At 37.0% G+C, this 13,632-nt stretch carries 13 protein-coding genes and 1 pseudogene; 1 reads left to right on the forward strand and 13 read right to left on the reverse strand.

Features of this window, described 5'->3' with window-relative positions:
• Nucleotides 1-69: 69 nt before the first annotated feature.
• From glpK to ACXVYO_RS16425, 10 genes and pseudogenes are all read right to left on the reverse strand, one after another.
• Complete coding sequence (gene glpK / locus ACXVYO_RS16380; protein ID WP_458467853.1) at nt 70-1,560, reverse strand: glycerol kinase GlpK; 1,491 nt, start codon at nt 1,558-1,560, stop codon at nt 70-72.
• A 12-nt stretch (nt 1,561-1,572) separates the two neighbouring features.
• On the reverse strand, nt 1,573-2,394 hold the full coding sequence (glpF, locus tag ACXVYO_RS16385; RefSeq protein ID WP_458467854.1) for a glycerol uptake facilitator protein GlpF: 822 nt from the start codon (nt 2,392-2,394) through the stop codon (nt 1,573-1,575).
• Between the two features lie 227 nt (nt 2,395-2,621).
• Nucleotides 2,622-3,182, reverse strand: a complete 561-nt coding sequence (glpP, locus tag ACXVYO_RS16390) for a glycerol uptake operon antiterminator GlpP (RefSeq protein WP_061678705.1) — start codon at nt 3,180-3,182, stop codon at nt 2,622-2,624.
• 87 nt (nt 3,183-3,269) lie between these two features.
• Complete coding sequence (locus ACXVYO_RS16395; RefSeq protein ID WP_458467855.1) at nt 3,270-3,719, reverse strand: helix-turn-helix domain-containing protein; 450 nt, start codon at nt 3,717-3,719, stop codon at nt 3,270-3,272.
• A gap of 327 nt (nt 3,720-4,046) precedes the next feature.
• A complete protein-coding gene (locus ACXVYO_RS16400) occupies nt 4,047-4,898 on the reverse strand; it encodes a DUF2935 domain-containing protein (RefSeq protein ID WP_046953966.1) in 852 nt (283 codons plus the stop codon).
• Between the two features lie 190 nt (nt 4,899-5,088).
• Nucleotides 5,089-5,289, reverse strand: coding sequence for a sporulation YhaL family protein (locus ACXVYO_RS16405; RefSeq protein ID WP_000449229.1), 201 nt, complete (start codon nt 5,287-5,289; stop codon nt 5,089-5,091).
• 76 nt (nt 5,290-5,365) lie between these two features.
• Nucleotides 5,366-6,238 carry an alpha/beta fold hydrolase gene (locus ACXVYO_RS16410; protein ID WP_458467856.1) on the reverse strand — a complete coding sequence of 291 codons (873 nt, stop codon included), beginning with the start codon at nt 6,236-6,238 and terminating at the stop codon, nt 5,366-5,368.
• A 214-nt stretch (nt 6,239-6,452) separates the two neighbouring features.
• Nucleotides 6,453-6,958, reverse strand: a pseudogene (locus ACXVYO_RS16415) (DUF2199 domain-containing protein).
• 121 nt (nt 6,959-7,079) lie between these two features.
• Nucleotides 7,080-8,057 carry a ring-cleaving dioxygenase gene (locus ACXVYO_RS16420; RefSeq protein ID WP_458467857.1) on the reverse strand — a complete coding sequence of 326 codons (978 nt, stop codon included), beginning with the start codon at nt 8,055-8,057 and terminating at the stop codon, nt 7,080-7,082.
• A gap of 45 nt (nt 8,058-8,102) precedes the next feature.
• Nucleotides 8,103-9,047, reverse strand: a complete 945-nt coding sequence (locus ACXVYO_RS16425) for a ring-cleaving dioxygenase (protein WP_458467858.1) — start codon at nt 9,045-9,047, stop codon at nt 8,103-8,105.
• Nucleotides 9,048-9,667: 620 nt separating this feature from the next.
• On the opposite strand from ACXVYO_RS16425, the gene ACXVYO_RS16430 reads away from it, so the two are divergent.
• On the forward strand, nt 9,668-9,838 hold the full coding sequence (locus ACXVYO_RS16430) for a hypothetical protein (protein ID WP_458467859.1): 171 nt from the start codon (nt 9,668-9,670) through the stop codon (nt 9,836-9,838).
• Nucleotides 9,839-9,878: 40 nt separating this feature from the next.
• On the opposite strand, the gene ACXVYO_RS16435 is transcribed toward ACXVYO_RS16430, so the two are convergent.
• The 3 genes from ACXVYO_RS16435 to yhaM all read right to left on the reverse strand — a co-directional run bounded on the left by ACXVYO_RS16435 (nt 9,879) and on the right by yhaM (nt 13,606).
• Nucleotides 9,879-10,079, reverse strand: a complete 201-nt coding sequence (locus ACXVYO_RS16435) for a hypothetical protein (RefSeq protein ID WP_000858032.1) — start codon at nt 10,077-10,079, stop codon at nt 9,879-9,881.
• Nucleotides 10,080-10,820: 741 nt separating this feature from the next.
• Nucleotides 10,821-12,248, reverse strand: a complete 1,428-nt coding sequence (locus ACXVYO_RS16440) for a serine hydrolase domain-containing protein (protein ID WP_458467860.1) — start codon at nt 12,246-12,248, stop codon at nt 10,821-10,823.
• Nucleotides 12,249-12,661: 413 nt separating this feature from the next.
• Nucleotides 12,662-13,606, reverse strand: a complete 945-nt coding sequence (yhaM, locus tag ACXVYO_RS16445) for a 3'-5' exoribonuclease YhaM (RefSeq protein ID WP_000726650.1) — start codon at nt 13,604-13,606, stop codon at nt 12,662-12,664.
• Nucleotides 13,607-13,632 lie beyond the last annotated feature (26 nt).

A 13,632-nucleotide genomic window follows, 5' to 3' on the forward strand; every position in this document is an offset into this window, starting at 1 on the left:
AGCGCGTTGTGGTCTCTCCAAATCTCCTACCGAATTATTAACTTGTCACCATTATAACACTGTTTATGATTATTTGAAAGCTTTTGTTGCTTCAATTGCTTTTTTCCATCCAGCATATAGCTCTTCGCTTGTTGCCGCTTCCATCGTCGGTTCAAAGCGTTTGTCCATATGCCACTGTTCTTTAATTTCATCTTGGTTTTTCCAATATCCAACCGCAAGACCAGCTAAGTACGCTGCACCTAAAGCTGTCGTTTCATTGATTACTGGACGCTCTACAGGAACGTCTAAAATATCACTTTGGAACTTCATTAAGAAGTTATTCTTAACCGCTCCACCATCAACGCGTAATGTTTTTAGTTCAATACCTGAATCTGCTTCCATTGCACATAATACATCTTTCGTTTGGTACGCTAAAGATTCTAGTGTTGCACGAATGAAGTGCTCTTTCGTCGTACCGCGCGTTACACCAAACATAGCGCCGCGTACTTCACTATCCCAGTACGGTGTACCTAAACCTACGAATGCTGGTACAACGTATACACCTTCAGTTGATGCAACGCGTGATGCGTACACTTCACTCTCACTTGCATCTTTAAACATGCGCATTCCGTCACGTAACCATTGAATTGCAGAACCTGCTACGAAAATACTTCCTTCTAATGCGTAGTTTACTTTACCATCTATTCCCCATGCAATTGTTGTTAATAGGCCATGTTCAGAAGCTACTGCTTTTTCACCTGTGTTCATTAACATGAAGCAACCAGTTCCGTAAGTATTTTTCGCCATACCTTCACCGAAACAAGCTTGTCCAAATAATGCTGCTTGTTGGTCACCAGCTACACCTGCAATCGGTACATTTTGACCGAAGAAGTGATAGTCAATTGTTTCTCCATAAACTTCAGATGATGGACGTACTTCTGGAAGCATGCTCTTTGGTACTGTTAACATATCTAGAAGCTCATCATCCCACTGTAAGTCGTGGATGTTAAACATTAACGTACGTGCTGCATTTGAGTAATCTGTTACGTGTGCTTTACCACCAGATAGTTTCCATACAAGCCACGAATCAATTGTTCCGAATAATAGATCGCCATTTTCTGCTTTCTCTCTTGCACCTTCAACGTTATCTAAAATCCATTTTACTTTCGTACCAGAGAAGTATGCGTCAATTAAAAGACCTGTTTTTTCGCGAACCATTTCGCCATAACCTTTTTCTTTTAACTCATCACAAATTTCAGCTGTTTGGCGAGATTGCCATACGATTGCGTTATAAATTGGTTTACTAGTTGTTTTATCCCATACAACCGTTGTTTCACGTTGGTTCGTAATACCGATACCAGCGATTTGTTCTGGTTTTACATCTGCTTCGCTTAAGCAAGTTGCGATAACTGCTAAAATAGATCCCCAAATTTCTTGTGCGTTATGCTCTACCCAACCTGGCTTTGGAAAATGCTGTGTAAACTCTTTTTGAGCTGAATGAACAATTTCACCTTTTTTATTGAACAGAATTGCGCGTGAGCTAGTTGTTCCTTGGTCTAAAGAAAGAATATATTTTTTCATATTGGTTTCCCCCTATGCTACTTTTCTACTATTTGTATTACTTTCACTTTTTTTACTTGTCATATAAGAGATTGCTAGTACAATCACAGTTGTAATAATCACATAAATAAGTGCTACATTTTGTTTTCCTTCAAATACAACTTGATGGAATAAACCTGCAAGTGATCCACCTAAAATTGGACCAACTACTGGAATCCATGCATACTTCCAGTTTGAACCGCCTTTTCCTGCAATCGGAAGGAAGAAGTGTGCGATACGCGGACCTAAATCACGAGCCGGGTTAATCGCGTATCCTGTTGTTCCACCTAATGATAAACCAATACTTACGATTAAGAAACCTACGATAAATGGATTTAAACCATCTGCAAATTTATTTGCTCCAATTGCTAATATACCAAATACTAAAACGAATGTTCCAATCATTTCACTTAAAAGGTTTGCAAATGTGTTCGGAATTGCTGGACCTGTTGCAAATACACCTAATTTTGTTCCTGGATCTTCTGTTTCTTTCCAGTGTGGTAAGTAATGTAAATATACAAGAACTGCCCCGATAATTGCCCCAATCATTTGTGCTGCGATATAACCTGGTACGTCACTCCATGGGAACGCTCCCTTAAATGCTAGCCCTATCGTTAAAGCCGGATTCAAATGTGCCCCACTAATTGATCCAACTGCATATGCTGCAACTGCTACTGCTAAGCCCCAGCCCATTGTAATAACAATCCAACCAGAATCTTTCGCAAACGACTTCTTTAAACTTACACCAGCGCAAACGCCGCCACCAAGTAAGATTAACAACGCAGTCCCTATTAACTCTCCTAAAAATGCTGACATAGTATCCCTCCACAATCAATTTAAACGCTTTTAAATGTGATAGAGGTAAAATGAATGGCCATTCGTTTTTTTCAAAAGAAAAAGACCCACAGCTTCGCACGCTTCTATATAAATTTATATAGAAACAATGAAATGTGGATCTCTACTTTTCTCCGTCACGTTTATTAACTTGTCTATAATGTTAACCTCTTATGAAAGCGGTGTCAACGTAAATATTCACATTTTCGTCACTTTTTTTGGTAATGTTTCCATAGTTCGCGTTTTGATGTCGTAATCGCTGTCGCACCAGCATTTAAAGCTCTTTCAACATCTTCCACAGTACGAATGAAACCACCCGCTAAAATCGGGACACCAGTACGCTCTTTCACTTCAGCAATCACATCCGTTAGCGCACCAGGAAGCACCTCTATATAATCCGGTTTCGTCTTTTCTAGCAAATTACAGCTCTTTTCCATCGCGCTAGAATCAATTAAAAAGATGCGTTGAATTGAAACAACACCCTTTTGCTTCGCCTTCATAATGACACTCGCCTTTGTCGAAAGTAACCCGTACGGTCTAAACTCTTGGCATAAATACTCCGTCGCATGCCCATCACTCTGCAAGCCATGAATTAAATCCACATGTAAAAACACCTTTTTACAATATTGCTTCGCAAGTGACACGACACTCTTCAATTGACCGACATGAATATCTAAAATAACGATATACTCATACGAACTATGTAATAACTTTTCCAAATCTTTAATTTGCCTCACTGCCGGCAAAATCTTCTGTTCATGAAATTCCATTCTAAATGTCCCCTTCTTTATGTCATCCTATCCTTTATAGTACACAATTTGAGTAGAAAGAACAGCTAGTCCGGGGAATTATTTCCTCTATCTATATATTTTCTTCAACTTATCAGAAGCCATGCCACCTACAACCATTAGGATGAGGGGTAAAAAATTCATTACATATGGTGCATCTGCTACAAATGTAATGCTCGCTCCTGCAAACTTATTTAACATCCATACAACGATTTTTGTAAGAAATAAAAACACACCCACCATAAATAAACTATCAAAAAACACCTTCCATTTTGGATATGCTAACTGTTTACTATCTTCAATTACTTTTTGCGTCAACTCTTCATCACTCCTTAACAACTCATCAATCGTAATACCGAACAGATCGCTTAAATGAATAATAATTTCAATGCTCGGATAGTTCTTTCCCGTCTCCCATTTTGAAACAGACTGCCTACTTACATGAATTTTTTCAGCCAAATCATATTGCGACCAATTTCGTTTTTCTCGTTCTTCTTTTAAACGTTCACTAAAAATCATACTGTGTTTATCACCTCTCTACGTCTAGTATGGTCAAATAACTCACGAAGAGTAAAGCGAGTTGTCGTTGCGTAGGTGGTGCAACTTGTGCGTTACATATTGAAATGGCGCTATTTCATACTTTATATCACGCTGGTTTTATATACTTTTCTTCTATAATAATTTCCCGAACAATAATACAATGAACAGATGACTAGATTAAGCATAAAAAATACGCCATCCTTTCTTATCATTCTCCAGAAAGAATAACGTAAAGTTTCATTTTTTAAATAATAAATAAATTATGAACTTCTCAGCTGAAAATAAAGTATTGTCTTTTCTTATCTTCTAATATCTAGGTTGTGATTGAATATTTGTAAGGTGAACGTCATACATATCAATGATTTCAAGAAATCTATCAGCTTCACGGAAAACATGGTCCGCCAATAATGGGTGGATAATACTCTTTATTTTACATTGCTCAATTAAATCACGTGCTGTTTTCTTAAAATCCCGAAGAGATGCAACCGACACACGATTTTGATCTAAAAATTGATCTAAAAGTGGGACTGTTTGAGATTGTGGTTTCATAGATTCTAAGTCAATTGCTTGATACATCAATTCATCAAAATCATTACTAAAATTCCGAGCTGTATCTACAAGCTTTCTTTCCGATGGATCAAGAAGATGACCAATAAATTTAGCGTGGTCTGCCATAATCCTTAAAAAGAAAACATTTTCTTTAATAATAGCATCAGGAAGAGCATCTAATTTACCTTCGTTTAATTGTATTAAACGTTTTCTAAAATAATCAGCTTCCCTACTTGTATGGTCAACTAAAAGTGGAAAGTTATTTTGTCCTGGCAATTTACATGTGAGAATCAATCCTAAAATTTTCCGTTTAAATCCCCAAATATTAGTCGCGGCTTGTTGTACTTCTGAATTAAATCTTTTTATTTGCTCAGGATCTGTTTCATTTGTATAGGAATGCGCTATTTGTTCAATATGTTCAAACAATCGATAAAATTGATTCGCCTCTTCGATTAGCTGGGTATCCTCGCATCTAAACCCTAAGCGAAGAAAAAAAGAATGCTCCTTCATGATTCTAGACCAAAAACGAATTTCATTTAATGAACGCTCAACAAACATTACAGACGTAACACCTGTATCAGGATGTAATGATGTTTCATCCCTATGCATTGTTAATCCCCCCCAGTAAATATCACGCTAGTTCCATTCTTATGAGAAAAAAAATATATAAATACCATCAATAAAAGTTCATGATGAATATCGTATACATGTAATATTAAATATAACCTGCTCCCAAAAAGAAAAAAGGCTACCACCTAGATGTAAAGTTCTACTAGGTTGTAGCCTTTCAAAATTTCTATTAAAGCAATACCGAATCTTTATCACTATCCTGATTCCGTTTCTCTCGCTCTTCTTCTAAACGCTTCATATATACTTCGCCTTCTTTTTCGATAAACTCATTATCCATCTCTTGCTCTTTTTTCGAAGTATATAAAACCATGTAGCCACTTAATACGATCCCGACGATTACAAGATACACCCACCATGGTAAAGTTTCCACTGTACTTCATTCCTTTCCTTAGACAAGCCTTATTAGTTTCACTGTATGAGGAAAGAAGTGGATTTATGCTTAAAATTTATTGTGGATTCTTCGCGAAGAACGCTTGTACATATTCCATAAACTCTATTGGTTCCTGACGAAACGGTGCGTGGTAGCCTTTTTCAATGATATGGAACGTACTATCCGTAAATAGCTGATGATACAGTTCACCATTTTTCCAAGAAACGCTCTTATCGTGTCGTCCCCATATAATTAAAGTCGGCACCTTAATTTTATCGGCTTCCATCGCGATGCGGCGCTCTCTCATTTTCGTAAGCTGATCATAATGCTCTTTATCGTCACGACCATTTTTTACTGCATTTTTATTATAATCCGTAATCTCTGTTACAGTTTGCAAGTCCGTTGATAGCGGCGGCACTTCATAGCTTTCTTTTTGCTGGAAAGACTCTATCCCTGTAGAATCCGCTAAAATGAGATGCGTTACTGCATCTGGATATAAATACGCTAAATTTAGAGACATCTCTCCGCCCATCGAATGACCAAGTACTGCGAATTGATCGTATCCAAGTTTCTTCATTAGTTTATAATATAAATTCACTTGCGCAGGAAACGAATACTGAAAATCAACTGGCTTCGAAGAACGTCCAAATCCTAAAATATCAACCGCTATAATCGTGTGGTCCTTTACAAGTTCCGGGTAAATATCACTAAACCCATCAGATGAACCACCAAACCCGTGAAGCATAAGTAAAGGCGGCTTCCCCTCACCAATTTGCTTAAAATAAATCGTCTGTCCATCAATCTGCGCCATACTCTCTTTCGTATTCAGCTTCATCATAACAGTATTTTTCACTTCTCCAACCTTCGCAATCGGCTTATCAACAAAGTTACATACGATTAACAAAACGAGCACAATACCGCTAATGAAATAAAATTTAAACCGTTTCAAAATTCCCGTCTCCTTTCTCTTGTTGCTATTTAAAGTTTTTACATTATTTGGTTGTTTTATGATTATTTTTAATTGTAACTAAAACAGTTACAATTATACTAAAAAAATATTACTCACTGCCATTAGTGATGGTTATTTTGTAACTATTATAGTTACAAACGAAAAGTAAGTCAATTATTTTATTCCATATAATAAAAAGAGCGCTGAACAAATATCAGCACGCATCATCACTATTTACACACAGTTGTTCCGCTATTTCTTGTACCCGTTCCATCGTTATTCCTTCTCTAAACTCCACTGCTAGAGGATGGTCTGTCGGCTCTAATTCAATATAAGGACGAATGCCATCGGCTCTCGGATGAACCATCGTTTTTAAACTTACTGTTTCCAACTCATATGGTAAATCCGTTGAAAGCCACCCAAACATCGGCTCTAACAGTTCTTGTTTATCCCAGCATTCATTCACCTTATCAAAATTCGCTTCACTTAATGAAACCCATACACCCCATATGAAATGTTCATCTGTACCAATGATAGGGGTTTCAATACTCCCCCGCATAAAGAAGTGTTCTCCATCCATCACGCATATTCAAATCTATCTTCTCGCTCTTCAGGTTCAGCATCATAATAATAAATAGGAGCTGCTGATCCATAGCTCGTTGGAATTTCTTCATGATATGTACCGCAGCACCTACAAGTATACCCATTCATTTTCGTCATTCTATTCCTCCATCAGTTTTACATTCATTTTAGCAAAATATTTATAAAGCGAAAATAAAAAAAGCAAGCAGTTCCAGCGATCCGCTAAAACTACTTGCTCTCCAACTTACTATCTCTATTGTTACTCTTTAATAAATTCCTTCGTGCTTCTTACTGTATCAATTGGACGAACTAATTTTTCAATTTCTTCACGTTTTGGCTCTAGGAATGGAGGTAATGATAACTTTTCGCCAAGTGTTTCGTATGGCTCATCTCCCATAAATCCTGGGCCGTCTGTTGCGAATTCAAATAATATTTGCGGTGCAACTCTTGCATATAATGACTCGAAGAAGTGACGATTTACATATCCAGATGACGGAAGCCCTACGCTACCGATTCTCTCAATCCACTCTTCTAATACAGCGCGATCTTCTACGCGGAATGCAGCATGGTGCACTGTACCAAAGCCTTGTTGTGCTTCAGGAAGAACCGTATTATGTTCTACAATAACAGAAGCACCGTTTCCGCCTTCGTTTACTTCAAATAAATAGAATTCTCCTTCTTGCGCAATCTCTTTAAATAATAAAACTTTTTCTAACACTTCTTTGAAGAAACTAAAGTTTGCGATACGAATAAATACAGGTCCTAAGCCAGTAATTGCATATTCTAATGGAACTGGACCGTTTTGCCACGGTGTACCTGACTCTATCCCGTTATCTAATTCATCTGAGATTAATTGATAGTGTTGATCATCAAAGTCAACGAACGAAAGAGTTTTCTTACCAAATTGCTCTTTAATGCCTGTATGTTCTACTTCAAGACGGTCAAAACGTTTCACCCAATACGCTAGTGCTGCATCAGTTGGCACTCGGAATGAAGTTTTTGAAATTTCATTTGTACCGTGGACCCCTTTTGGAATACCTGGGAAGTCAAAGAATGTCATATCTGTTCCTGCACTACCTTTATCATCTGCAAAGAATAAATGGTACGTTTGAATATCATCTTGGTTTACTGTCTTTTTAACTAAACGCATTCCTAAAACGTGAGTGAAAAACTCATAGTTCTTTTCTGCACTACTTGTAATTGCTGTAACGTGGTGAATTCCTTTTAATTGGTTCATTTTATATTCCTCCAATGGGTTTTTAAATTTATATTTTCTCTTCTATTATTTTTCTTCAATAGGTGCTAATTTCGCTTCAATTTCTGCTCGCTGATCTTCTAAGAACGGCGGTAAATCAAGTTTTTCTCCTAAATGCTCTACATCGCCATCAACTGTAAATCCTGGTCCATCTGTCGCAATTTCAAATAGGATTCCGTTTGATTCGCGGAAGTATAAGCTTTTAAAGTAGAAACGGTCGATAATGCCTGAAGAATGGAAACCTTTTTGTATTACCTGTTCTTCCCAGTAAGCAAGCTCTGCATCATTTTTTACACGAATTGCTAAATGATGAATGCTACCGCGGCCTGGCTTTTCAGTAGGACCCTCTAAATATTTCACAACGATTTCTCCGAAGGCTTCTCCTTTAATAGATTGGAAAATCGCTTCTTCGTCATTTCGGCTAACTTCTGTATAACCAAATATGTCTGTAAGTGTACTCGCCAGTTTATCAAGTCTACGCACTGTCATTTCCACAGAACCCATTCCTTGAATTTGATGTTCAGCAGGAACTTCTGATTTCTCCCACGTTTCCCAGTGCTCCACTTTTTCTCCGTTTGAAACGAGTAGCACGAGGCGAAGGCCTTCCGCATCCTCAAATTGCAAAGCAGGACGATTTGCATATGTTGTTATTTCACTATGTTTTATATCAAATTTCTCAAATCGTTCTTTCCAGTAATGTAAGCTTTCCTCTGAAGGAACGAGTAATCCGATTCGCGTAATTGCATTCGTACCACGGTACGTTTTTCCTACTAAAGGCATTTCAAAAAATGATAGTTCCGTACCTGGGCTCCCTGTTCTATCTCCGTAAAATAAGTGATACATAGATGGATCATCTTGGTTTACCGTCATTTTCACACGGCGTAAACCAAGCACGTTTTTATAAAAATGGTTATTCTCACTTCCGTTTTTTGTAACCATTGAAATGTGATGATGCCCTTTAATTTCATACATTGATAATTCCTCCGTTTCATTTTACTAGTCAAGTGATACCTAAAAAATAATATGCTTCTTAGCTTTTCAATTTATTCTTATTATGTTTTTGTAAATTCATCTTAGTTTTTACTGAATAAGTTACTTCGTTTTTTTAATCGAAAGCAAGTGAGTGTATGTTTTTCATATGACTCAATCGCTTTCGTTACTATCACTTTACATCTCAAGTGATTAAAAAGCAAGTAATTTATCTCAAATTCGAGATATTTTTTTATTAAATAACATTTTGGACTAAAAACACGAGAAATTCTTGGTTTGAGAACATTATAAAATTCATAAGTTGATGGATGTGAGATATCGCCAGCATTTTTGAAAAAAACACGCTACGAGTATGCGAGATTTTTTACAGTTTTTCCGTTAATCCAATAACAGACAAGCACCCTAAAACCGCACCAGAATAGGAATGTATAAAAAATTGCATAGATCCATAGAACGTAAAAAGGAGGTTCCCTTGTGAGAGCAGGGTTCCTCCTTGTCCTTGCTACCGATAATAGGACGTTATGTTAACTGATCATGTATAGGATATTCATATAGGAATTGTTTCTATCAATGCTGAATTATACAAAGAAGGAGGCATGATAATGAAAAAAGAACAATTAATATTAATTGCTAGTCTTACTCTTTTATTTCCTGTCCTTGAATTTTTCTTCCAGAAATATGATTACTTCAATTTTTACGCACATATAGGTATTATAGCCATTGCTGTATCAACCGTCATATTCACACTCCATTATATAAAACAAATTTATTAGAAATTATCGATCGTATGAGGAAAGTATGAAAGAATAGAATTTAATTGAATATGTTTTCTATTACCCGTTTCAAGCTCTTCCCCATACCTTTTACTGCCCATACTAGTTTAAGGAACACTTTAAAGATAGCATCCCATACGTGTTCATTAATAAAAAATTCGTATACTTTCTTTAACCACTCTTTCGGGGATTTACTCTTACGTTTAAACCTTTGCCAATGCGTTTCTTCACTAGTTTTCATAACTACCCCTTCTTTCTTAATCGAATATGCTTTCTATTAGAAGTTTTAACACCTCGCTATAATGATGAAAAGAACGAGGTTTATCATATCTAGCAATTTAATCACTCCTAATTTTAAATTAAATTCATTATATAACGATTTCTAAATTTTTAGTTAATTACCAGTGAGAATTAAGCAAAATTTAAACAAAAACACCTATATTAGGATTTAGTTACAGGTTTCCCCCCTATAAAATCAACTATTTGCGCCACCAACTATGGGGTACGCGAATTACTTTGATATTATCTTTGAACGAACAAAATAACTCCTTTCGAAAAACAAATGAACTGATATTAATCAACTGCCAATAATCGAGAATTATGTAAATAAGCTGCCCATATGGACAGCTTATTGTATTTTTTGCTTAGCATATTTTTTCTGAAACTGGCGTTACTCAACTAAAAAGTTGATATGCTCCCATTCTAGTGGCGAGATATGTTTTATTAGTTCTTCGTTACACCCATGCGTACTTCTTAACTATTTTATTTCATTTTTAATAAAGTGAAACTTTAATCAGTGGGGGTTTTCTTCACCCCCCACTGATTATCAGCCCTCACCAATCGGACTTTTATGGGCAGCCCGCCCCCCACCTAAATTCTTTGCTTTCGCTGAATTTTGAGTTGGGGTTCTTACTGCCCATTAAAGCGGGATAAATTAAAATTTAATTACTTAACATTATGCTTATCTTGGGAGCAAGGTATTTTATCGGTGAGTGTATACAAACCATGTAATGCTTGCTGTTAATAATGCTGACGAAATCAAAGCTGTAAGAACACTATATGTTTGCCACATAAGTATTGTTGACCAATCGAAAGCACAGCACAGTATACCCAGGGCAATCGTAGCGGTCAGGAAAATAACTGTTACGGTTATTCTCTTTTTTGTCATTGGCTGCCGCTCATTCGTTCTCCTTCTGCGTAATCCTAAGAGAAATAGCAAAACGGCCAATAGGCAAAGAATAATTGTGATAGACGACAAAATGATATCCAAAAGCTGTGTGCCGCTTATTTCATATGACTGAGTTAGATTGCCTTCTAATATATCTTTAACTTTTAGTACCATGTTTGTATTGGTATTTGCGCCGTTGCTCAGCAAGGAGACGGCTGTTCGTTCATTTGGCAGTATGACTACTTCGGTTCTGAAATTTGGATTGCCCCCAGTGTGTTCTATAATCGTTTGTTCGGCGTTTACGGACCAGCCTGCCGCATAATACATACCGTTGACAGCCGAAACAGACATATCACCCCTATGTGATTTTTCGATAACCATGTGAAATATTTCGGGTATGTCCTGCACGATCCCCATCTGTATGCCCATCCAACGCGCCATATCTTTTGTATTAGAAATGATGTAGCCTGCTGGTTTATTCCCAGCATAATCCGGAGCTTTAAATGGAGTTGTCATAAAAAAGGAAGAACGGTAGCCCTGTGCCAACTGTCCAGTGGCTTGAGCAGCTTCTTTATAAACATACGTCTGGTGAAGACCTAACGGCTGAAATACCTGTTCCTTCATAAAGTCTTCATAGCTCTGTCGCGACACAATCTCAATAACCAAACCCAATACGTCATAATTAACGGTTCCATAGTTATACTGTTCACCGGGAGGGAACGCCAATTCAGCATCCACGAGCATTTCCACAGTCTTTTGCAACATATCCGGTGTATTGCCTTGTGGAATATTTTGAAGATGCCTAATATTTGTTAGACCACTGGTATGGTGAAGAAAGTTATTTAGTGTAAGACTTTGCATATCAACAGGTTTCCCTTGATATTTTAATGTAAACCAAGGTAAATATTTTTGGACAGGGTCAGTCATTGAAAGCAGCCCTTGCTCTTCCAATAGCATAATACCCATACCGGTAAAAGCTTTACTGACCGAGGCTAACTCATAGAGTGTATTTTCACTTGCAGACAACCCCTTTTCACGGTCTGCATACCCTGAAGAAAAGTAGAACACTTCATCATCAGCAAGTATTGAGATTGACATTCCCGGCACACCTGATATACGACAGGCATCATCTAGCAACGTTTGTATTGCCGCAGATTGCGAACCTGACAACGCATAACTTTTTGTTGCAAATCCTGAGAATAATATAAATATTGTTAATACAAAAACAATAATCTTTTTCATAAACTCTCCTTTTTGGAAAATTATAAGAGAATAATATAAAGTGAACCTATAATCAGCCCTCACCAATCGGACGTTTACGGGCAGCCCGACCCCCACCTAACTTCTTTGCTCCAGCCAAATTTTGAGGTCGGAGTTTTACTGCCCGTTAATGTTGGATAAATAACCTCCTTTTACAACTACGAAACTAAATTTTAATGTATCTTTCTATTCACCTGTATAATATCAAATAATTGCGAATAGTTACACTCGAACGAACAGATGGATGTAATTTGAAACAACTTTAAAGAGCCTTGCTACGTAGAATGTAGTAAGGCTCTTAGCTTTTTAATAATCAAAATTCAATAACTTTATTATCATTATACAACAGCCCCACTAAGCTTTTAACACTTAATGAGGCCATTTGATTCACATTATTAATTATGGAACGTCGGTTTATAGAACGAACGATTATCAAGTGCAAAGACACGCTCAGTGTATTCGCCTGGTTTTGTGCGTCCTAATGCACGGTCCATCATGTTCATTTTTGCATCTAAGTTATCGATGTAGTGCAGAATTTCTGCTTCTTTTACTAATGGTGGTTTTGGGCTACCCCATTCTGCTTTTCCGTGGTGAGAAAGGACGATGTGTTGAAGAATTAATACTTCTTCTGCATCGATGTTCAGCTCATCTGCTGCTTTACCAATTTCGTTCACCATAATAGAAATATGGCCTAGTAAATTTCCTTCTAACGTATACGTTGTAGAAATCGGGCCAGATAATTCGATTACTTTACCAAGGTCATGTAAAATAACCCCTGCATATAGTAAGTCTTTATCTAAAGATGGGTATAGATTTGAGATAGCTTTCGCTAAATCAAGCATCGATACGACGTGATAAGCTAATCCAGATACGAATTCGTGATGATTCTTTGTCGCTGCTGGATATTCTAAAAATTCGTTTTGATGCTTATTTAATAAATGTCTTGTTAGACGTTGAATGTTCGGATTTCTCATTTCAAATATGTATTGCGTAATTTTCTCGACCATATCTTCTTTTTTCACTGGCGCTTTTTCTACAAAGTCTGAGATGTCCGTTACTTCATTTTCATTCGCAACTCGGATTTGTTTCACACGTAATTGAATACGTCCTTTGTAGTTTAGAATGTCACCAGCTACTTTAACGATTGTTTCCGCTACATATTGTTTCTCAACTTCTGGTGATACGTCCCATAGCTTCGCTTCAATATCTCCACTTGGATCTTGTAAGATTACTGTTAAAAACGGCTTTCCATTGCTTGCTAGACCTTTTGTCGCTGTTTTAATTAACAAGAAAACATCGACTTGTTCACCAACTTCATATTCTGCAATTTTCTTTTTCATTCGAATTCCTCCACCATATCAGTTAC

The organism is Bacillus sp. BC08, assembly GCF_054326875.1.